Origin of the sequence: Nocardia sp. NPDC056541 (assembly GCF_042794235.1) — a bacterium.
Lineage (GTDB): Bacteria > Actinomycetota > Actinomycetes > Mycobacteriales > Mycobacteriaceae > Nocardia.
This window is the reverse complement of the sequence record NZ_JBHTUD010000008.1, coordinates 358374-378656: the sequence shown is the minus strand read 5'-3', so window position 1 is coordinate 378656 and position 20283 is coordinate 358374. Positions and strand designations below refer to the sequence as shown.

General features: G+C 68.8%; 15 protein-coding genes. 5 read left to right on the top strand and 10 right to left on the bottom strand.

Annotated features, from left to right (window positions below; all coding sequences use genetic code 11):
• Positions 1 to 33 precede the first annotated feature (33 nt).
• From gatB to ACFQ9R_RS17015, 7 genes are all read right to left on the bottom strand, one after another.
• A complete protein-coding gene (gene gatB, locus ACFQ9R_RS17045) occupies positions 34 to 1539 on the bottom strand; it encodes an Asp-tRNA(Asn)/Glu-tRNA(Gln) amidotransferase subunit GatB (RefSeq protein ID WP_378991617.1) in 1506 nt (501 codons plus the stop codon).
• A gap of 45 nt (positions 1540 to 1584) precedes the next feature.
• Positions 1585 to 2964 carry an alpha/beta hydrolase family protein gene (locus ACFQ9R_RS17040; RefSeq protein ID WP_378991615.1) on the bottom strand — a complete coding sequence of 460 codons (1380 nt, stop codon included), beginning with the start codon at positions 2962 to 2964 and terminating at the stop codon, positions 1585 to 1587.
• Between the two features lie 52 nt (positions 2965 to 3016).
• Positions 3017 to 4051 carry an ATP-dependent 6-phosphofructokinase gene (locus tag ACFQ9R_RS17035; RefSeq protein ID WP_378633402.1) on the bottom strand — a complete coding sequence of 345 codons (1035 nt, stop codon included), beginning with the start codon at positions 4049 to 4051 and terminating at the stop codon, positions 3017 to 3019.
• A 28-nt stretch (positions 4052 to 4079) separates the two neighbouring features.
• Positions 4080 to 4964, bottom strand: coding sequence for a hypothetical protein (locus tag ACFQ9R_RS17030; protein ID WP_378991614.1), 885 nt, complete (start codon positions 4962 to 4964; stop codon positions 4080 to 4082).
• Between the two features lie 109 nt (positions 4965 to 5073).
• Positions 5074 to 5883, bottom strand: a complete 810-nt coding sequence (gene fdhD, locus ACFQ9R_RS17025; RefSeq protein WP_378991612.1) for a formate dehydrogenase accessory sulfurtransferase FdhD — start codon at positions 5881 to 5883, stop codon at positions 5074 to 5076.
• Between the two features lie 180 nt (positions 5884 to 6063).
• Entirely contained in the window at positions 6064 to 6975 is a 912-nt protein-coding gene (locus ACFQ9R_RS17020) for a LysR family transcriptional regulator (RefSeq protein ID WP_378991611.1), read from the bottom strand.
• Between the two features lie 12 nt (positions 6976 to 6987).
• Positions 6988 to 8229, bottom strand: coding sequence for an FUSC family protein (locus ACFQ9R_RS17015; RefSeq protein ID WP_378991610.1), 1242 nt, complete (start codon positions 8227 to 8229; stop codon positions 6988 to 6990).
• Positions 8230 to 8525: 296 nt separating this feature from the next.
• Here ACFQ9R_RS17015 and ACFQ9R_RS17010 point away from each other — a divergent pair, with 296 nt between their 5' ends.
• Positions 8526 to 10847 (top strand): FdhF/YdeP family oxidoreductase, encoded by a 2322-nt coding sequence (locus ACFQ9R_RS17010; RefSeq protein WP_378991608.1) that lies wholly within the window; start codon positions 8526 to 8528, stop codon positions 10845 to 10847.
• Between the two features lie 91 nt (positions 10848 to 10938).
• Positions 10939 to 11439 carry an NADPH-dependent FMN reductase gene (locus ACFQ9R_RS17005; RefSeq protein WP_378991606.1) on the top strand — a complete coding sequence of 167 codons (501 nt, stop codon included), beginning with the start codon at positions 10939 to 10941 and terminating at the stop codon, positions 11437 to 11439.
• Between the two features lie 54 nt (positions 11440 to 11493).
• On the opposite strand, the gene ACFQ9R_RS17000 is transcribed toward ACFQ9R_RS17005, so the two are convergent.
• From ACFQ9R_RS17000 to ACFQ9R_RS16990, 3 genes are read right to left on the bottom strand one after another with little or no spacing between them, the layout of a single operon-like run.
• Entirely contained in the window at positions 11494 to 14484 is a 2991-nt protein-coding gene (locus ACFQ9R_RS17000; protein WP_378991605.1) for a protein kinase, read from the bottom strand.
• 43 nt (positions 14485 to 14527) lie between these two features.
• Positions 14528 to 15217 carry a response regulator transcription factor gene (locus tag ACFQ9R_RS16995; RefSeq protein WP_358063879.1) on the bottom strand — a complete coding sequence of 230 codons (690 nt, stop codon included), beginning with the start codon at positions 15215 to 15217 and terminating at the stop codon, positions 14528 to 14530.
• Positions 15214 to 16527, bottom strand: coding sequence for a sensor histidine kinase (locus tag ACFQ9R_RS16990; protein ID WP_378991604.1), 1314 nt, complete (start codon positions 16525 to 16527; stop codon positions 15214 to 15216). Before ACFQ9R_RS16990 ends, ACFQ9R_RS16995 begins: the two co-directional genes overlap by 4 nt.
• A gap of 156 nt (positions 16528 to 16683) precedes the next feature.
• On the opposite strand from ACFQ9R_RS16990, the gene ACFQ9R_RS16985 reads away from it, so the two are divergent.
• From ACFQ9R_RS16985 to ACFQ9R_RS16975, 3 genes are read left to right on the top strand one after another with little or no spacing between them, the layout of a single operon-like run.
• Complete coding sequence (locus ACFQ9R_RS16985; RefSeq protein WP_378991603.1) at positions 16684 to 17007, top strand: hypothetical protein; 324 nt, start codon at positions 16684 to 16686, stop codon at positions 17005 to 17007.
• A gap of 27 nt (positions 17008 to 17034) precedes the next feature.
• The gene (locus ACFQ9R_RS16980) at positions 17035 to 17757 is read left to right on the top strand and encodes an ABC transporter ATP-binding protein (RefSeq protein WP_378991602.1); all 723 of its coding nucleotides are present in this window, start codon (positions 17035 to 17037) and stop codon (positions 17755 to 17757) included.
• Entirely contained in the window at positions 17754 to 20246 is a 2493-nt protein-coding gene (locus ACFQ9R_RS16975) for an FtsX-like permease family protein (RefSeq protein WP_378991600.1), read from the top strand. The genes ACFQ9R_RS16980 and ACFQ9R_RS16975 overlap by 4 nt, the downstream gene beginning before the upstream one ends.
• Positions 20247 to 20283: the final 37 nt, after the last annotated feature.

Here is a 20283-nt window from a genome sequence, read left to right as displayed (position 1 = left end):
GGCGAAAGCAGTCCGGGCGGCCGTTTCTCATCCTCAGCTACAGGCGGCGATGACCAGGTCGCGGACGCGGGCGGCGTCGGCCTGGCCGCGCGTGGCCTTCATGACGTCGCCGACGATCTTGCCCGCGGCGGCAACCTTGCCGGAGCGGATCTTCTCGGCGATGTCGGGGTTGGCGGCGAGGGCCTTCTCGACCTCGGCCTGCAGGGCCGAGTCGTCGCTGACCATGCCGAGGCCCTTGGCCTCGACGATGGCGGCGGGCTCGCCCTCACCGGCGAGGACGAAGTCGACGACCTGCTTGGCGACCTTGTTGTTGACGGTCTTGGTTTCCACCAGCGCGATCACCGCGGCGACCTGGGCGGGGGTGATGGGCAGGTCGGCGAGGGCGATGTCGCGTTCCTTGGCCTTCTCGGTCAGGTAGGCGACCCACCAGGAGCGCGCCTCGTTGGCGGGGGCGCCCGCGTCGACGGTGGCGATGATGAGGTCGAGGGCGCCCGCGTTGACGAGGTCGCGCATGACCTCGTCGGACAGGCCCCAGTCGGCCTGGATCCGGGCGCGCACCAGCCACGGGTATTCGGGGATGGTGGCGCGCAGCTCCTCGACCCACTCGGCGGCCGGGGCGACAGGCTCGAGGTCGGGCTCGGGGAAGTAGCGGTAGTCCTCGGCGGTTTCCTTACGGCGACCAGCGGCGGTGGAGCCGTCGGCTTCCTGGAAGTGGCGGGTCTCCTGGATGATCTCGCCGCCGGCGGTGAGCACCGCGGCCTGACGACGCATCTCGTAGCGCACCGCGACCTCGACGCTCTTGAGCGAGTTCACGTTCTTGGTCTCGGTGCGAGTGCCGAATTCCTTGGCGCCGACCGGCATCAGCGACACGTTGGCGTCGCAGCGCAGCGAACCCTGCTCCATCTTCACGTCGGACACGTTCAGCGAGCGCAGCACCTCGCGCAGCGCGGTGACATAGGCGCGGGCCACCTCGGGCGCGCGCTCACCGGCACCGGTGATGGTCTTGGTGACGATCTCGATCAGCGGCACGCCCGCGCGGTTGAAGTCGAGCAGCGAGTGGCTCGCACCGTGGATGCGTCCGGTCGCGCCGCCGACGTGCAGGGACTTGCCGGTGTCCTCCTCCATGTGCGCGCGCTCGATCTCGACGCGGAAGATGGACCCGTCGTCGAGGGTCACGTCGAGGTAGCCCTCGGTGGCGATCGGTTCGTCGTACTGGCTGATCTGGTAGTTCTTCGGCTGATCGGGGTAGAAGTAGTTCTTGCGCGCGAACCGGCCCCACGGGGTGATCGAACAGTTCAGCGCGAGGCCGATCCGGATGGCCGATTCGATGGCCTTCTCGTTCACCACGGGCAGCGAGCCGGGCAGGCCGAGGCACACCGGGCACACCTGGGTATTGGGTTCGGCGCCGAACTCGGTGGGGCAACCGCAGAACATCTTGGTCGCCGTGGACAACTCGACGTGGACCTCCATGCCGAGCACCGGCTCGTACCGGGAGATGACATCGGCGTAATCCATCAACTCGACCGTGGGTGCACTCATGACGCCCAGTCTAGGTAAGCCCGCTGACGCACTCGGCCGGTGGTCCTAGCGGGGCGGGACGCGCTGGGTGAGCCACCCGGTGACGAAGGTGAGCACCGCCGGGTCGATGGTCGTCTCGATGGTCGCGTACTCGCTCGGCTTGCCGGTCGCGGTGGGCTGCATCAGGTGGTTGAGGCCGGGAAACGTGTGCACGGTCGCGTCGGGAGCGGCGGCGAGGTTCTCGCGCATCGGGCCTTCGTTCTGGGTGGCGATGACCTGCTGGTCTTTGTCGCCGAAGAACGCCAGCACCGGCACGCGCAGCGCCTGCAGCGTCGGTTTCGGGTCGTGGGTGATGAACGAGGTCATGTACGGGGTGTTGAACCCGTCGACCACCTCCTGGGGCGCGCGTTCGGCCACCGGCAGGGAGTCGTTGTGCCGCTGGGTGAAAGCCCGCGCGCCCTCGATATCGCCCGCGCGCAACAGCCTCGACCATTCACTGACGTAGGCGACCTGCTGGTCGATCTGGCCCTGCGGCGCCCCCGTCGAGGCCATGATCACTTTGTTCTGCTCGATCAGCACGTCGGCGCCGGGCACCGACGGGCCTGCCATCAGGACCGCGAACGCGACATCGCTGCCGGGCAGCGCGGCGACCATCGGGGCGAGGTAGCCGCCTTCGCTGTGCCCGAACAGACCCACTCGGGCGGGATCGATCTCGGGGCGGGTACGCAGGAACGCGAGGCCCGCGGCCGCGTCGGCGGCGAGGTCGGGGTAGGTGGCGTCGTCGAGAGTGCCGCTGGTGCCGCCGACACCACGGTCGTCGGTGCGCAGCACGGCATAGCCTGCGCGAGTGAAGGTGTCGGCGAGCAGCTGGAACGGGCGGTGGCCCATCAGCTCTTCGTTGCGGTCCTGCGGGCCACTGCCCGTGATCAGCAGCATCGCCGGAAACGGGCCACTACCTTCGGGTTCGGTGAGCGTGCCCGCGATGGTGATGTCGCCGTTGCGATAGGTGACGTCCTCGCTGCGGTACGGGTACGGCGGTTTCGGGTCCTGCGGGCGGGGCAGGTTCTCGATCTTGCCGCGCTGCAGCGTGACCGGAGCCTTCTCCCCGGACTGCACCCAGTCACCGGTGAGCCGGTCGCCGTCGAGCTTGCCGCGGAAGCCGGGGTCACCCGGCGCGTCGGGGATGGTGAACTCCACCCGGTCCGGTTCGGTGCGTACATCTTTCAACGGCGCGTCGCGCACACCCTGCGCCGGGATGTCGATGGTGGCCGATCCGTCCTCGGCGAAGCTCACCCCGATCGAGATCGGCTGCCCCGGTACCTCGATGTCACCGTGCCAGCTGCCCCACACAGTGGGGGCGGCCGCGTCGTCCGAGGCCCCCGAACACCCCGCCACCAGCGCGGCGACGACGACAAGAACCGAAACGATCACTCGACCGGTGCGCATGAACCCACGGTACCGACGCGCACCGACAATGTCGGAGGAACCGGCGCCGATATCAGCCGAAGAACGCCGACGCCTCGCTGAGCCGTTCCGGCGGAACGCGTTTGAGCTGCTTGGTCGCCTCCGACAGCGGAACCAGACCGATATTGGTGCCGTGCAGCGCCACCATCTGACCGAAATGCCCCGCGTGCACCGCCTCGGCCGCGTGTACCCCGAACCGCGTCGCGAGAATGCGGTCGTAGGGTGTGGGGCTGCCACCGCGCTGGATATGGCCGAGCACCGTGGTGCGCACCTCTTTGCCGATGCGGCGCTCGATCTCCGACCCCAGCTGCTGGGCGACGCCGGTGAACCGCTCGTGGCCGAACTCGTCGATCCCGCCCTCGCGCAACGCGAATCCGGATTCCGGCGCGGGATGCGCGCCCTCGGCGACCACGCAGATGAAGCTCTTGTCACCGCGCTGGAAGCGGGCCTTGATCATCGCGCACACCTGCGACACGTCGAACGGCTCCTCGGGCACCAGGGTCAAGTGGGCGCCCGCGGCGATCCCGGAGTTCAGCGCGATCCAGCCGGCGTGGCGGCCCATCACCTCGACCAGCATCACCCGCTGATGGGATTCGGCGGTGGTGTGCAGACGGTCGATGGCCTCGGTGGCGATCGACAGCGCGGTGTCGTGGCCGAAGGTGACGTCGGTGCAGTCGATGTCGTTGTCGATGGTCTTGGGCACGCCGACCACCGGCACGCCCTCGTCGGCGAGCCAGCTCGCGGCGGTGAGGGTGCCTTCGCCGCCGATGGGGATCAGCGCTTCGATGCCGTTGTCGTCGAGGGTCTGCTGGATCCTGGGCAGGCCTGCGCGCAGCACCTCGGGGTTGGTGCGTGCGGTGCCGAGCATCGTGCCGCCCTTGGTGAGCAGGCGGTCGGTGCGATCGTCGTTGTGAATGCGGATCTTTCGATCCTCGAGTAGGCCGCGCCACCCGTCCTCGAAACCGACGATGGCATCGCCGTAGCGTCCGTTCGCGGTGCGGACCACAGCCCGGATCACCGCGTTCAGACCTGGACAATCTCCGCCTCCGGTCAAGACTCCGATGCGCATGGCGTTCATCTTGCCGCACCGGCCTCGATCAGGGGCAGTGACCTCCGGCCAGCTCGCTCAGGTGCCCCGAGATGAGCGTCGCCATCTTGTCGAGCATGGCCATACCGTCGTTGAAACTGCCCGAATCCGGTTGTGCGGCGAAGGCGATCGCGATCCGGCCGGTGGGCGAGTCGATCAGACCGAACTGACGGACCAGGTACTTCCCCGCCGGGTCGGGCCCCCACCCGCCCTTGAACTCGGCACTGCCGAACGCGCCCAGACCCCAGTGGTGGCTGGCGATGATCTGCTGCATCAGCCCGACCACCCGCTCGCTCTTCGGGATGCACGGCAGCTGCGAGGCGAAGCGCACCTGGTCGGCCAGTGTCCATTCGGCCTGACCGTAGACCGACGCGTCGGCACGGGTGCGCGTGGTCGGCACGGTGGTGCGGGTGTCGCTGCCTTCGCGCAGCACGCCCTCCACCGCCTTGGCCGCGTCGGCACCGCTGCCGAGCGAGGCCCACAGGGTGTCGGCGGCGCCGTTGTCCGACGCGGTGATCGCCGCGGAGGCATACGACGAGTAGGAAGCGCTGTTGCGCAGGGCCGCGATGGCCAGCGGCACCTTGATCGTCGACCAGGCCGGACCGGAGGACCAGTTGCCGAAGGTGACCATCTTCTTGCCGCCCACCGGCATGATCGCCAGCCCCGCGCTCCCGCGGAAACCCTGCTGGAGCTCGCTGAAATCGGCAGCCAGGCTGCCGGGTACCGCGATCGAGATCGTGCCGTTGTCGGCGCCGGGATCGGCGACGGGAACCGTGGTGGTCACGCTCGACCGGGCGGCCTTCGGCTCGGTACCGCAACCCGCGGTCGCGAGCACGACCACGCCCAGCAACGCGGACAGCACCACCCGGACGTGATGGCGTCGTTCATTATTCATTATGTGAAGCATTTTCGTTTGTAAACTCCCCCGGGGCGTTCGGTGCTGGCGACCCGTACCGTTACCGTACTGCGACATATGCCGATCGCCCACTTCGAGCACCGAACCCTCAGGTCAGACGGTGTTCGCCCGTATAGATATTCATCGTTTCGGCACGCAGGAAGCCGACGAGTGTGAGGTCGGACTCGGCGGCCAGGTCGACGGCGAGCACGCTCGGCGCCGACACCGCGGCCAGGATCGGGATCCCGGCCATCACCGCCTTCTGCGCCAGTTCGAACGACGCGCGACTGCTCACCACCAGCACCAGATCGTGCGCGGGCACCCGGTTCTCGCGCACGGCCCAGCCGATCACCTTGTCGACGGCGTTGTGCCTGCCGATGTCCTCACGCAGGGCCAGCAGCGTGCCGTCGGTGGTGAACAGACCCGCCGCGTGCAAGCCCCCGGTGGCCTCGAACAACTTCTGCCCGGCGCGTAGCTGTTTCGGCAGGTCGGTCAGGGTGTCGGTGCTGATCGACACCGAATCGTGCGGGATCGCGAAGCGGGTGCGGGTGCGCACTTCGTCGAGCGCGGTCTTACCGCAGAGGCCGCAGGCGCCGGTGGTGAGGAAATTGCGGGTGTGGATCGGCACGGGATTACGCAGGCGCAGATCGAGGACGTTGTAGGTGTTGCGACCGTCGCTGTCGGTACCCGCGCAGTAGCGCGCGGTGACGATGTCGTCGGCCGAGCCGATGATGTCCTCACCGAACAGGAAGCCGTGGACGAGGTCGATGTCGTTGCCGGGGGTGCGCATGGTGACGGTGAGCGATCGGCCGTCGACCCGGATCTCGAGCGGCTCCTCGACGGCGAGCGTGTCGGGTCGCTGAATCCGCCCGGCCGGGGACAGGCGGGTCGTCTTGCGCCGTGCGGTCACTCTGCTCATCCCATGACTCTGCTCACTGTGCGGGTTCTGATCAAACACGGGTTGCCGATCAGGTGATCGGCGCGATGGATCAACGCTCAACCGGTGGCGAGTCCGGCGACGAGATTGATCGTCGTCGTAACCGGGTGGTCATGGTCGTGCACAGTACCCACCGGGTTGCCCGGTCATAGCTGAATGGGATCAGCTCGCTGTCGGGCGCGGCGCGACGGCGAAGTCGGTGGCCCGCGCAGTGCCGATGAGGGCGGTGGTGAGCACCGATCCGGGTTCGACCGCCGCGGTGACGAGCACGATCTGCGCGGTGACCACCGGGTCGGTGAGTTCGAACACCCGGATGTCGGCGGTGGGTCCCAGCGCCGCGACCCACGGCTGCGGCACGATGCACGCCCACCGCCCGGTGCGGGCGTGCTCGAGCAGTGTCGCCACCGAGTCGCTCTCGAGTTGGGGCGCCGCGGTGAGGCCCAGTGTCGCGAGCGCGTCGTCGATCAGCTGACGACCGCGCATCCCCGGTGGCAGCAGGCACATCGGCAGTTCCAGCGCGTCTGCCCAGGAGATCTCGGTGCGGCCCGCGACGAGCGCGCTCCCCGCGACGAGAACGTGGCGTTCGGCGTAGAGCGGGGTGAGGGTGAGGCCCGAAGTGTCGATACCCTGCGCGTAGACGATGCCCGCGTCGAGCTCGAATCGGCGAATCCGTTCGACGATGTCGGGCGAGCGCAGACTCGTCTCGACCCGCACCCGCATCAGCGGATGTTCGGTACAGAAAGGGTCGGTGAGCAGCGCGACGGTGCTCGACGCCGCGGGCACCGCCCCGATCCGCAGTGCACCGGTGAGACCGGTCTGCAATGCGCGGACCTCGTGTTCGAGCGCCTCGCGGTCGGCGATGATCCGCCTGGCCCACAGCACCAGCCGCTCGCCCTCGGGGGTGAGACCCTCGAACGTGCGCGCGCGGCGGACCAGCGGCACGCCGAGTTCGTGTTCGAGTTTGCGGATCGCCTCCGACAGCGCGGGCTGCGACACGTAACAGGCCTTCGCCGCCCGGGCGAAATGCCGTTCCCGGGCGAGCGCGACGAAGTATTCGAGCTGACGGAACAGCATTCGGAGAGCGGGTCAGTCGTCCTGGTCGTCGGCTGCTTTGTTGCGCGCCTTCGCGATCTCGAGCGCCTTCTCGGCGGTGGCCTGGTCCGGGTAGGGGCCCATCCGGTCGCCGTACCAGCAGGCCTTGCCCTGTTCGGCCTTGTGGTGCTTGAGGCAGTAGTACCACTCGTTGTCGTCAGCCATGCCGACAGTATGCAACGTTTCGCATACCGGCGTCTCGAAGGTCGGTAACGCGGGGGTAGCGGGTTCGCGAATGAGCAGGGCGACAGCGATTCCCACCGCGACGCCGATCACCGTGTCGACTCCGCGTTCGGTGAGCAACGTGAGCGGATCGGACGGATCGGCCAGTTCGGTCATCGACATGATCAGCGGCGTGAAGAAGCCCATCGCCACCGCGTAGTGGCGGGCCATGAACAATTCGGTCGGGTAGAGCAGCGCGATGATCGCCAGGCCGAGCATCGCCGGGCTCGGACCCGGGATCAGCAGCGGCGCGGTGACCGCGAGTCCGATGAACGTGCCGACCACCCGGTGCATGCCGCGGGTGATCCGGTCACGGGAGCTGGCGGCGGCCAGCGGCACCGCGGCGCCCGCCATCGCCCAATTGGCATGGCCGACGCCGAGCAGCAGCCCGATCCCGCCGGCGATCGAGATCGCCAGCGCGTAGCGTCCCGCCTGCACGTACGACACCCCTCCGGTGCGATGCGGCGGGATCGGTATCCGCATCGCACACATGCCGGCCCGGCGGACTCGCCGCGTCGACTCGAGATAGCCGACGATCACGCACAGCACCGCGGTGCCCGCGCACAGCACCAGCGCCAGGAGCGGATCGCGCTGCGCCCCGGCCACCATGGCGATGGCGCCGAACGCGAAGATCCCGAAGAACGGCCCCTCCGGCCGCAAGCCGAGGCGGTCGGTGATCGGCGAGGCGACCGCGGCGAACACCGCGACCGCCGACACCAGCACCGCGGGAGGGGCGTGCAGGCGCGCGAGCAGGATGCCGGCGCCGACGGCGCCGACCAGCATCACCGCCGCTTCGCTCTGGTGGATCAAGCGCCGGCGCGGCGATTCCGCGAAGCCGTACATCCCGGTGAAGGAACCGAAGACCGCGTAGATGAGCAGGTCGGTGCGGCCCACCGCGATCAGCACGAGGCCGGGGATCGCGAGACCGACGAAAACGCGGGCGGCGGGCAGATGATCGATCTCGGTGACGAACCGTTGGCAAATCTGGCGCGCCCGTGTTCGCGTGGTGCGCAAGGGTTCCTCCGAAGTCGGTCGCGGGACATGCCCGTAGGGCCGATGATCAAGCCTGCACGATCCGCGCGCACGCCGTCAACCTGCGGTGATCCCGGTCGCACCGGCGAAAACGGCGCTATGGCGGGGGTGATAGGCGCGACCGATCGACCGGTCGGAAATCGGACTTGGACGCCGCCGAGCGACACGACGAAAGTTACCTACGCCCTTCCGTGATCTCGACGGTAGAGAATCCAACCGAGGCACTGGACAGGGCACATCTTTCTCGACCCGCATTCACCGCGAAGGGAAGATCTGACATGGCTGACGGTCCGCACACCATCTGGGATCCCGATCGGGGCCCGAGCGAAGCAGCAGACCGGGCGGCCGTGCCGAAGGCCAAGCCCTACCACCATCCGGCGGCGGGCTGGGGCGCGGCGATCGCGGTCGGAAAGTTCATGGTCGGCAAGGAACACGAGCCGTTCATCGGCACCAAGGCCATCCTGAAGATGAACCATCAGGAACGCGGCTTCGACTGTCCGGGCTGCGCGTGGCCCGACGCCACCGACGGTTTGGTCCTCGACGTGTGCGAGAACGGCATCAAGCACGTGACCTGGGAGATGACGCACAAGCGGTGCACTCCCGAATTCTTCGCCCAGCACACCGTCACCGAGCTGGCCACCTGGAGTTCCTTCGACCTCGAGGACCAGGGCAGGCTCACCGAGCCGATGGTCTACGACCCCGAGACCGACCACTATGTGCCGATCAGCTGGGCCGACGCGTTCGAAATGGTGGGCAAGGCGCTGCGCGAGCTGCCCGACCCGAACGAGGCCGCGTTCTACACCTCGGGCCGACTCGCCAACGAGGCGACGTTCCTCTACCAGTTGATGGTGCGCGAGTACGGCACCAACAATCTGCCCGACTGCTCCAATATGTGCCACGAAGCCAGCGGCCGAGCTCTACAGGCCTCGCTCGGCACCGGCAAGGGCACCTGCGACCTCGAGGACTGGGACAAGGCCGACGCGCTGTTCGTGATGGGCCTCAATGTCGCCTCGAACGCGCCGCGCATGCTGACCTCGCTCGCCGAGGCCTACAAGCGCGGCGCCCAGGTGGTGCACGTCAATCCGCTGATCGAAGCGGGCTCGCGCAACACGATCATCCCGCACGACTTCCTCGCGATGGCCACCTTCCACCCGACCAAGACCGGCACGCTCAACCTGCAGGTGCGCATCGGCGGCGACTTCGCGCTGATCCGCGGCATGGCCAAGGCCGTCCTCGAAGAGTCCGCGACCGACGAGAAGGCTCTCGACCACGAGTTCATCGAGCGCTACACCGTCGGCTTCGACGAGTACGTGCGCGAAGTCGAGGCGACCACCTGGGCCGATATCCAGACCGAGTCGGGCCTGAGCGAGGCCGAGGTCCGCAAGGCCGCCCGCATCTACTGCGACTCCGACCGCAGCATCATCAGCTGGTGTCTCGGCGTCACCCAGCACGAGCACGGCGTGGAGACGATCCGCGAGATCGTCAACCTGCTGCTCCTGCGGGGCAACCTGGGTCGCGAAGGCGCGGGACCGTCGCCGGTGCGCGGGCACAGCAATGTGCAGGGCAACCGTACGTGCGGCATCGACAACAATCCGCCCGCCGCATTCCTCGACCGGCTGGCCAAGGTCTGTGAGATCGACGTGCCGCGCGCCAACGGCTACGACGTCGTCTCCGCCATCGAGGCGCTGCAGAAGGGCAAGCTGAAGTTCTTCATGAGCATGGGCGGCAACCTCGTCCAGGCCGCGCCCGACAGCGAATACACCTTCGAGGCGTTCCAGAAGGCCGACTTCACCGTCATGGTCTCCACCAAGCTCAACCGCAGCCACGTCGTGCACGGCAAACGCGCGCTGATTCTGCCCTGCCTCGCGCGCACCGAATACGACGAGCAGCGCAGTGGCCCGCAGGTGGTCTCGATGGAGAACGGCATGGCCGTGGTGCACCTGTCCAAGGGCATGAAGAAGCCCGCGTCGCCACATCTGCTGTCGGAGCCCGCGATTCTGGCGGGTATCGCCAAAGCCGCACTGCCCGAGACGAAGACGCCGTGGGAGTACTACATCGAGGATTACGACCGCATCCGCGACACCATGTCGAAGGTCCTGGACGGTTTCGAGGACTACAACCGGCGGGTGCGACTGGGACTCGGATTCCGGATCCGGCAACCCGCACGGGAGCTGATCTTCCTCACCCCGTCCAGCAAGGCGGAGTTCTCCGCCGCGACGCTGCCCGACACGACCAACCCGGCCGGGGTGCTCACCCTGGCGACGCAGCGCTCCCATGACCAGTGGAACACCACCATCTACACCAGCAACGATCGCTATCGCGGGGTGAAGAACCTGCGCACGCTGGTCTTCATGAACTCTCGCGATATGCGCGACCGCGGCCTGAAAGAGTTCGACGAGGTCGACATCACCAGTACCGCCCGTGACGGGTCGACGCGATCGCTCTCCAAGTACAAGGTCGTCACCTACGACATTCCGCCGGGCTGCGCCGCCGGGTACATGCCGGAAATGAATGTGCTGTGCGCGATCGGCGACTACAGCACCGAGAGCGATCAGCCGATGATGAAGAGCGTGAAAGTGACTGTCACACCGTCGAGTTGAACTCTGTCGAGGAGATGGCAATGAACCAGCACCCGCGAAAGACACTGGCGTCGATCGGCGATATCGAGCAGGCGAAGTAGGGGGACAACCGATGTCATATCTGCTCGCACTCATCGCCGAACCCGGCGAGACGTCCACGGCGCAGCAGTTGGCGACCGAGGCCCAGCAGGTCGCGATCCGCAACAACATCGACGTGGTGAGCCTGGCCGAGCTCGACACCCTGCCCGCCTACAGTGCCGCGATCGACACCGAGGACGGGCGGCCACTGATCGCCGACCAGCTGCGCCGCTCCACGCTGGAAGCCGACGGTGTGCTGCTGTTCGCGGCCGAGGGCGAGACCGTGGCGCCGCTGGCGGCGAGTGTGATCGCGTGGCTGGCCAATCCGGACTCGGCACCGACAGTCGGGGGCAAGCCGGTCGCGGTGATCACGGTGGGGCCCGGTGAGGTGATCAATCAGGACTTGGCCGATCGATTGCGCAAGGCGGGCGCCGAGGTGGTGGCCGACGGTGTGTCGATCACCGGGTCGTGGAGCGACCCGGACACCGTGGCCCGGCTCGGCGACACAGTGATCGCGGTTGCTTCGGCTAGCTGAGGCTCCTCCGCGACCGCGGCCCCCGAGATATCGGGGGGCCGCGGTCGTTTCGGGTCAGTAGACGTAGACCACGGCGTTCTCACCGCCGGTGCAGGTGACGAGTTTGCCCTCGGGTGCGCACGTCATCGTGTAGGTGCGGCCGGTCACCGGGCTGGTCGCCACCACTGAGCGGGCTCCCGTACCGCCGCCGGCGTAGGCCTCCCGGACCGCTTCGGCGAAACCGCAGCTGGTGACCGCGCTGCCGACGGCGACCTTGCTGTAAGAGCCTGTGGCGGTGCCGGTTTCACAGGGCTGCGCACCCGCGGGCAGGGTGGCCGGTCCCGCCGAGGTGGTGGGAGCGGCCGTGGTCGCGCGCGGGGTCGTGCCCGCGGGTTGGCCGGAACCGCCCGGCGCCTGCGAAATCGGTGCGGCCGTGGAGGTCTCGGCGGGGTCGGCGGCCGACATCATGCGCCAACCGATCGCGCCACCGACCGCGAGTACCAGGACGGCGAAGACACCGGCCAGCACCGGCAGCAGAACCGATCGCCTACGCCCCGAATCCTGGTGCGCCCAGGCCGGATCGGGACCGTACGCGGGGTCGGGTCCATAGGCCGGGTCAGGCCCGTAGCCGGGGTCGTATGCCGGATCGCGATAGGCGTGATCGCCGTAGGCACTGGGCGGTTCGTCGTAGTCGGAGTACGCGTTCTCCTGACCCACGTACTGCCGGGTCGCGGCCGCCCTGGCCGGATCCTCGAACTCCGGCGGGGCCTGATGGGCAGCGAAAGGCGCGGCACCGCCACGGTATTGATGCATCGGCTGCGAGCGCTGCGGATCGAGTTCGTCGGCCCCGTAATGCTGGGTCGGCGCCGACCGTTGCATGTCGGCGGGGTCGTACTGCTCGGTCGCCGGTGCGTACTGCGCGGGCGGACCACCGAACCGGTCGTCGGCGTCCTCGTCGAAACGCTCCGGGGGACCACCGAATCGGTCTCGCGGATCGTCGAGATCGCCGCCGAACTTCTGCGTCGGCGGCGCGAAGGCGGCGGGGTTGTACTGCTCGGTCGGCGGGCCGAACGCATCGCCTCGGGCATGGCCGGGAGCGCCGTCGAATCCGTCGTCCGGCGGGCCGCCGAAAGGTCCTGCAGGACTGGCGAACCGGTCGTCGGGAGCGTTCTGTTCCGCACCGAACCGCTGGGTGGGAGCCGCGAAGGGGGCAGCCGAGTTCGGGCGGGGTGCGTCGAATTCCGGTGTGGGAGCGGGGAACCGGGGGTTGGGGTTCGATGCCGGCGGGAGGTACTGCTCCGTGGGCAGGGTGTAGGCCGCCGGGAGGGGGTGTTCGCCGGAGTAACGCTGGGTAGGGGCGCCTCGGTGGGGATCCTGCTGCGGCGGGAGGCGGTGCGGTCCGGTGGGCGCCGGGTACGGGGTGGCCGACGCGGGACGCGGTGGCTGCAGGAGGGGAGCAGACGTTTCGCCCGGCTGCGCACCGTCGTAGAGGTGCGCGTCCGGGAAGGGACGCATCCGCGGGAGGCCCTGGTCGGGGGTGTAAGCCGGGGGCGGCTCGGGGGCCTCCGGCTCATCGGCCGACGGCAGGGGCGCGAAGTAGGTGTCGGCGGGCCGGATTTCGGCGGGGCCGGTCGGCTGGATCACCGCGGGTATCGAGATCTCGCCGGTGCCCTCGGCGGGAACACGGCGGAAACCGGTGGTGTCCGAGGCCCCGGGGCGCGCCTCGGGCGGGCGGATGATCAAGGTGGGCTGGGCGCCGGTTGCGGTCGACTGGCTGCGCGAGGTCTCCACACCGCCGGTCGCGGTCACCGCGCCGATCACGCGGAACTCCCCGGTCGGCGTCGGCACCTGCTCGACGTCGGCGGGCTCCTCCGAGTCGGAGGCGCCCTTGCGGGCTCCACTCGCGGCGCCGATGGGCACCGCACGCGCTGGACCGGTCGCGGACCCCGCGTGGCCACCACGCTCGGCACCGGCCGGTCCGCCGGGAGCACCGGTCGGCGCCCCGGCGGCACCGCGTCCCACACCGGCGGCGAATCCGGCGGCGGCGGCGAAACCGCGCCCGGGAGCCGAGCCCGGGCCACCTTGCGGGGCACCCGCCGACGCGCCGGCGGAACTGCGGAGCGTAGGACCGGACGAAGAACCTGGAGTCACATCGTGGCCACCGGGGACGCGGCGGGCCCCGTCGTACGACGCGAAAGCGCCCGATGGCGCGGGTGCACCGGCTTCCCGCACGGCCGAAGCCAGCGCTCGGCGAGCGGCGACAGCCAACGCACCGGCCGACGCGTAGCGATCGGCCGGGTCCTTGGCCATGCCGGTCCCGATGACGTCGTCGAGTGCGCCGGGTATCCCGTGCAACAGCTCGCTCGGCCGCGGCGGGGCCTCGGACAGGTGCGCGCGGACCAGCACGCTCATGCTCGCCGCGGGGAAGGGCGAAGCACCGGTGAGGCATTCGTGCAGGACGCAGGCCAGTGAGTAGACGTCGGCGCGGTGGGAGATCGGGCCGACATCGAAGCGCTCCGGCGCCATGTAGATGTAGGAGCCGACCGCCATCCCGGCCTGGGTCACCGCGCTGTCGCCCTCGGTGTGCGCGATGCCGAAGTCGGCGAGGTAGGCGAAATCGGCGGGCGTGACCAGGATGTTGGCGGGCTTCACATCGCGATGCACCAGCCCGCCCGCGTGTGCGGCGTCGAGCGCGGCGGCGATCTGCTCGACGACGGCGACCGCGCGTTCCGGGCTCATCGGCCCGCCTCCGCGCAACACGGTCCGTAGATCGGAGCCGGGAACCAGGCGCATATCGATGAAGAGGACCCCGTCGATCACGCCCCAGTCATGGATCGGGATCACGTGCGGTTCGGCCAGCTTGGCCGCGGCCTGGGATTCGCGCCGGAATCGGACCTGATAGGCCGGGTCTTGCGCGAGCTCCTCGGCCAGCAACTTCAGAGCGACCACTCGGTCCTTGCCGGTGTCGTAGGCCTCGTAGACCTCGCCCATCCCGCCTTTGCCCAGCATCGACCGCAACTCGTACGGGCCGAATCTGCTCCCCGTCCGTGACCCAGGTGCCTGCACCAGCGTCCGCCTCCCACTTCTGGCAGGCCCGTGGACCTGCTTCTCAGTAGGAAGATTCTCCCGGTGTCACTACGCCGTGGTCAAACGCGAACACGATCGCGGCAGCGCGATCGCGCAGGTCGAGCTTGCCGAATATGTGTCCGACGTGGCTTTTCACGGTTACTTCCGAGATACCGAGTTCAGCGGCGATCTCGCTGTTGACCCGGCCCGAGCCGATCAATTCGAGCACTTCGTACTCGCGGGCGGTGAGTTCGCCGAGCCGGCGATCGGTTCGGGTACCGACCGGTTTCACTGTTCTGTACGCCGTGAGCACCCGTCCCGTCACCGAGGGATCGAGCCACGCGCCACCGCCGGCCACGGTGCGGACCGCGCGGATCAGATCCTCCGCGGGCGAATCCTTGAGCAGAAAGCCCGCGGCGCCCGCGCGCAGCGCGCCGGAGAGAAGCTGGTCGTCGTCGAAGGTGGTGAGCACCAGCACCGGTGGGGCGTCGGGGCGGGCGCGCAGCAACCGGGTCGCATCTATGCCGCCGACCCGCTTCATCCGCAGATCCATCAGCACCACATCGGGTCGTTGCGCGGCGACGGCGGCCGCGACCTCGTCGCCGTCGGCGCACTCGTTGATGGTGAAACCGTCGCGACGCCGCAGGATGCGACGCAATCCGCCGCGTACGAGTTCCTGGTCGTCGACCACGAGCACTGTCACCAGCTGCTCGATCGGCGAAGCGGTCGTCACGTGTCCTCCTGGGGTCTGTGCCAGAGCTTGCCCGGCAGCACGGCCGCGAGGGCGGCGCACGAGCCTGCTCGTAGTGGGAAGCCGACCCGCACGGTCCAGCCGTCGTCGCCGGTGCCCACGATGATCTTCCCACCGAGCAGTTCGGTGCGTTTGCGCATGCCGCGCAGTCCCATCCCGGTATCGCGGCGCAGCGCGGGCCCGAACGGCAGCGGATTCGACACGACCAGCGTCGCCGCCTCGGCCGAGACGTCGAAGCGCACCGTGGCGGGCGCGCCCGGCGCGTGCTTGATGACGTTGGCCAGCGATTCCTGACCGATCCGGTAGAGCGCGTGGCCGATGGCACCGGAGACGGTGGTCAGGTCGCCGGTGCGCGCGTAGTCGACGGTGAGCCCGGCGCGGCGGAAGTCGCCGACGAGTTCGTCGATATCGGCGGCGCCCGGCTCGGGAGCCAGTTGCGCCGGGCCCGCGTCGAGCATGCCGACGGTGCGCCGGATGTCGGCCATCGCCTGGCGGCCGAGGCGTTCGGCCTCGACGAGCGCTTCCACCGCCTCGGTGACGTCGTCGTCGGTCTGGAGCGCGCGGCGGGCGGCGGTCAGATGCAGCAGGGTGATCGAGAGCGAATGGGCGATCACATCATGGACTTCGCGGGCGATCCGGCGTCGTTCCTCGTCGGCGGCCTGACCGGAGCGGATCGCTTGATTCTCGCGCTCTTGATACAGGAAACGCCGCTGATACTGCAGCATCACCCCGACGAACATGCCGAGCAGGATGCCGATCACATACATCGGTAGCCCTTGCAGCGGCTGCTCACCCCAGTGCACGTGCCCGGCCACGTCGAACGCGACCAGTTCGAGGATCGCGAGCAGGGTGAATCCGATGGTCCACCCGCGCGAGGCGACCGCGGCCACCTCACCGGCGACGATCACCAGCACGAACGGCGCGAAGTCGGCGTTGACCGGCTGCAACAGGAACAGGGCGCAGGAAGCCAGCGCGCTGCCCTTCAGCAGCACGGGGTGCGGATTCACCCGGAAGATCGCGAACAGCGGAATCGGCAGGAACGCGGTGGCCATCGCCAGCAGCGGCAGCACACTCGGGAAGTACGCGTGCCGCTGGATCACCGCCGCACCGGTGACCACCAGCAGCGCGAGGTCGGCGGCCAGGATCACCGCGGGCGGATAGTCGTAGGGCAACGATTCGATGCGTTCGCGGACGGTGGTGAGCAATCGTGGCACCGCGGCTCTGGCCGCGAACCGCTGCCGCAGGCTCACTCGGCCCGGCGCCTTCGCGGGGATGGCGTGGCTCACATCCATGATGTAAGGCTAGTCGCCACCTACCGGGCGAGCATCGTCCCGCGAACGGTACCGATCTCCTACCTGGGTAGGAGAAGAAGTCGGGTCCCCGGGACGACGATTCGGCCGTTCGCCGCCCGTAACGTTCGATTCACCCGCTCACGGAAGGTGAAGCCCATGACCTGGACCGATCTACACCACCGCACCGAGATCGTGCACACCGTGCTCGCCAGGGCAGCGGTCGACCCGAACGACCCGGCCCTGTTCGCCGGCCTCGCCGGGCTCGACACGCTCTTCGGCGGAGTCGACGGCCTGCTACAGGCGCTGGCCAACCGCTGGGACAATCATCTGCGCGTCAAACTCGAACTGGCCGAGATCGACGGCCGCACCCCGATGGATGCCTATCTCGAGCTGGCCGCCGAACAACCGGCCCTGCGTGGGCTTCTCGACGCACGCCCGGCGATCGGGCAGACTACCCGCGACCGCGCACTCGCACGCTGAAACCCGAAACTCCCTGGGGGACAAGATATGCCCGACATCGAATCGCCACAGCAGCCGATGCTGGAGTTGACCCGGGTGGTCAAGCAGTATCGCGTCGGTGATCAGGAAGTCCGCGCGCTCGACGAGGTGAGCATGCGCATCGAAGCAGGCCAGTTCACCTCGATCATCGGGCCGTCGGGTTCCGGCAAGAGCACCCTGCTGCACCTGCTCGGGGCGCTCGATCGTCCCGATGAGGGCTCGATTCGTTTCCGCGGCACCGAGATCGGCGATCTCGACGAAGACCAGCAGGCCGCGTTCCGGCTCGAGCAGGTCGGCTTCATCTTCCAGTTCTTCAACCTGCTCCCCACCCTCTCGGCCTGGGAGAACGTCGCCGTGCCGAAGCTGTTGGACGGCACCGGCTTACGCAAGGCCAAGCCGCGCGCGCTGGAACTGCTCGATCTCGTCGGCCTCGGCGATCGCGCACAGCACCGGCCCGCGGAGCTCTCCGGTGGGCAGATGCAGCGCGTGGCGGTGGCCAGAGCGCTGATCATGGATCCGCCGCTGATCCTGGCCGACGAACCGACCGGCAACCTCGACTCCAAGACCGGCGCCGCGATCCTCGCGCTGCTGGGCGACATCACCGCGCAGGGCAACTCGGTGGTGATGGTGACGCACGACATGAGCTCCGTCGACTACTGCGACCGGGTGATCACCTTGCGCGACGGTCAGATCGGCGCGGACCAGCGCGTCGCTTCGCGAGTCGACGCATGATCGCCGCCGCCATCGATCGATTGCGGCTGTTCAACTTCGGTGAACTGCTCCGCCATCCCGGCCGCACCCTGATGTCGGGAGCCGTGATGGGAGTCTCGGCCGCGCTGATCGTCGCGGTGCTGAGCATCTCCGGGTCGGTCACCGGGTCGGTCGACAAGCTCACCAAGGGTCTGGCGGGCACCGCCGAACTCGAGATCACCGGTATCACCGACGCGGGCTTCGAGCAGTCACTGCTACCCCGGATCGCCGCGACACCCGGGGTGGCGACGGCGGTGCCGATGCTGCGCGGCACGCTCGGCGCCGGCCCCGACCGGGCACTGCTGATCGGCGCGGATCAGAATATCGGCGCGCTCGGCAGCGATCTGGCCGGGCCGATGTCGCAGTACACCACCAAGCTGCTCAGCACCGAGCGCGGCGTGCTGGTCGGCGCGGCCATGGGTCTGCGCGAGGGCGACCCCGTACCGATCGGGGCAGGCACGGCGAAGGTGGCTGCCGTCCTCGACTCCGAGGCGACCGACCGGCTCAACAGCGGACACGTGGTGGCGGGTCCGCTGCCGCTGATCCAATTCCTCACCGACCGGGTGGGCAAGCTCGATTCGGTGCAGATCGTGGTGCGGCCCGGCACCGATGTGGCCGCGCTGCGCACCGCCCTCACCGATGCGGTGGACGGCCGGGCCGTGGTGGCCGAGCCGAGTCTGCGCACCGCGCAGGCCGGTGGCGCGATCCAGATCATGCGGTATTCCACGCTGATGTCGTCGGCGGCGGCGCTGATCGTGTCGGCCTTCTTGATCTACAACGCGATGAGTATGGCGGTGGCGCAACGCAGGCCGACGCTGTCGCTGTTGCGGGCGATCGGCGGCAAGCGGGCCCCGATGGTGCGTGATCTGCTCGTCGAGGCCGCGATGCTCGGGCTGATCGGCGGGGCGATCGGCGCGGGAATCGGTGCGCTGATGGGGCGGTTCGCGATCGACAGGCTGCCCGCCGCGATCGTGCAATCGGTCGAGGCGCGCACCGAATTCCAGGTGCCGAACTACGCGATCCCCGTCGCGATCGCCGCGTGTGTGGTGGCGACGGTGCTGGCGGCGTCGATCGCGACCAGACAGGTGTACAAGGTCGCCCCGGTCGAGGCGTTGGCGCCGGTGGAGGCCAGCGATGCCGCGGCGACCAACTCGGTGTTGCGCTGGGTCGCCCTGGCCGCGGGTGTGCTGCTCGGTGCGGCGGCCGTGGCCATCGCGTTCGTCGACCTCGGGCGACTGTCGCTGGCCGCGATCACCACGTCGTTCACCGCGACGGTGTTCCTGTGTTTCGCCGCCACCGGTCCGATCGTGCGCGGATCCGCGGCGATCGCCCGCTGGTTCGGCGCGCCGGGCGCGCTCGGGGCGACGACGCTGGAACGCGCGCCGCGCCGGGTCTGGGCCACCGCGATGACGGTGATGATCGGCGTCGCGGCGGTGGTCGCGCTCGGTGGGGCGTCGGGCAACATGGTGAAGTCGGCGACCGATTCGTTCCAAAGTCTCGGCGACACCGATCTTTACGTGAGTCCGAGCCCCGTCGAGCAGTTCCCGACCGGGCCGGTCCTGCCCGACGGCCTGGCCGCACGGGTCGCGAACGTCCCCGGCGTGGAACGGGTGAGCCCCGCCCAGATGGCCTTCGCGACCATCGGCAGTGGTCGGGTGATGTTGCAGGGCTATCCGCCGAGTACCTCCGATACTCGTCTCGGCGCGGTCGATCGGGCGGTGATCGACCGGATGGAGCGGCGCGAAGGTGTGGTCATCACCCGTGACGTGGCACGGTCGCTCTCGCTTGCCGTCGGCGACGAGATCACCATGCCCACCCCCTCCGGTGAGCGCAAAACAGCTGTGCTGCAAGTGATTCCGTACTTCACCGCCGTCTCCGGCGTGGTGATGATGAATCTCGACCAGATGCGGGAGTGGTATCAGCGACCCGGCGAGACGATCCTGTCGATCCAGTATTCGCCCGGCGCCGACCCCGACACGGTGCAAGCCGCGGTCCGCGCGATGGTTCCCCGCGAAATCCATGTCGACACCGGCGCCGACATGGTCGACGCGATCTCCTCGAGCGTCCAGCAGGGTGCGGCGATGAGCAACATGATCCTGTGGATCGTCGTCCTGGTGGCGACGGTGGCGTTGCTGAACACCCTGATGCTGTCGGTCCTGGAGCGACGCAGGGAGCTGGGGGTGCTGCGCGCCATGGGCACCAACCGCAAGTTCCTCCTGCGCTCGGTGCTCGCCGAAGCCGCGGGCATCGGATTCATCGGCGCGGCCATCGGTCTGCTCGTCGGCGTCGCGGTGCAGTATCTGGCCACGGTGGCCATCGGGCATGCGATGACCATCGACATCGTCTACCGGCCGAGCCCGCTGATCGCGGTCTACGGTGCGGTCGCGCTCGGCCTGGCACTGCTGGGCTCGATCCCGCCCGCCCTGCGCGCGGCGCGGATGCCGATCGTGGCCGCGCTGGCAGTGGACTGACCTGGGTCGCCGCGGTGCCCGGCATCTCAGCCCGGCG

Bases quoted from the DNA above. Each gene is read 5' to 3' on its own strand.
- ACFQ9R_RS17020 (WP_378991611.1), bottom strand. From the start codon at position 6,975: ATGCTGTTCCGTCAGCTCGAATACTTCGTCGCGCTCGCCCGGGAACGG.
- fdhD (WP_378991612.1), bottom strand. From the start codon at position 5,883: ATGAGCAGAGTGACCGCACGGCGCAAGACGACCCGCCTGTCCCCGGCC.
- ACFQ9R_RS17010 (WP_378991608.1), top strand. From the start codon at position 8,526: ATGGCTGACGGTCCGCACACCATCTGGGATCCCGATCGGGGCCCGAGC.
- ACFQ9R_RS17030 (WP_378991614.1), bottom strand. From the start codon at position 4,964: ATGAATAATGAACGACGCCATCACGTCCGGGTGGTGCTGTCCGCGTTG.
- ACFQ9R_RS16985 (WP_378991603.1), top strand. From the start codon at position 16,684: ATGACCTGGACCGATCTACACCACCGCACCGAGATCGTGCACACCGTG.
- ACFQ9R_RS16975 (WP_378991600.1), top strand. From the start codon at position 17,754: ATGATCGCCGCCGCCATCGATCGATTGCGGCTGTTCAACTTCGGTGAA.
- ACFQ9R_RS16990 (WP_378991604.1), bottom strand. From the start codon at position 16,527: ATGGATGTGAGCCACGCCATCCCCGCGAAGGCGCCGGGCCGAGTGAGC.
- ACFQ9R_RS17035 (WP_378633402.1), bottom strand. From the start codon at position 4,051: ATGCGCATCGGAGTCTTGACCGGAGGCGGAGATTGTCCAGGTCTGAAC.
- ACFQ9R_RS16980 (WP_378991602.1), top strand. From the start codon at position 17,035: ATGCCCGACATCGAATCGCCACAGCAGCCGATGCTGGAGTTGACCCGG.
- gatB (WP_378991617.1), bottom strand. From the start codon at position 1,539: ATGAGTGCACCCACGGTCGAGTTGATGGATTACGCCGATGTCATCTCC.
- ACFQ9R_RS17005 (WP_378991606.1), top strand. From the start codon at position 10,939: ATGTCATATCTGCTCGCACTCATCGCCGAACCCGGCGAGACGTCCACG.
- ACFQ9R_RS17040 (WP_378991615.1), bottom strand. From the start codon at position 2,964: ATGCGCACCGGTCGAGTGATCGTTTCGGTTCTTGTCGTCGTCGCCGCG.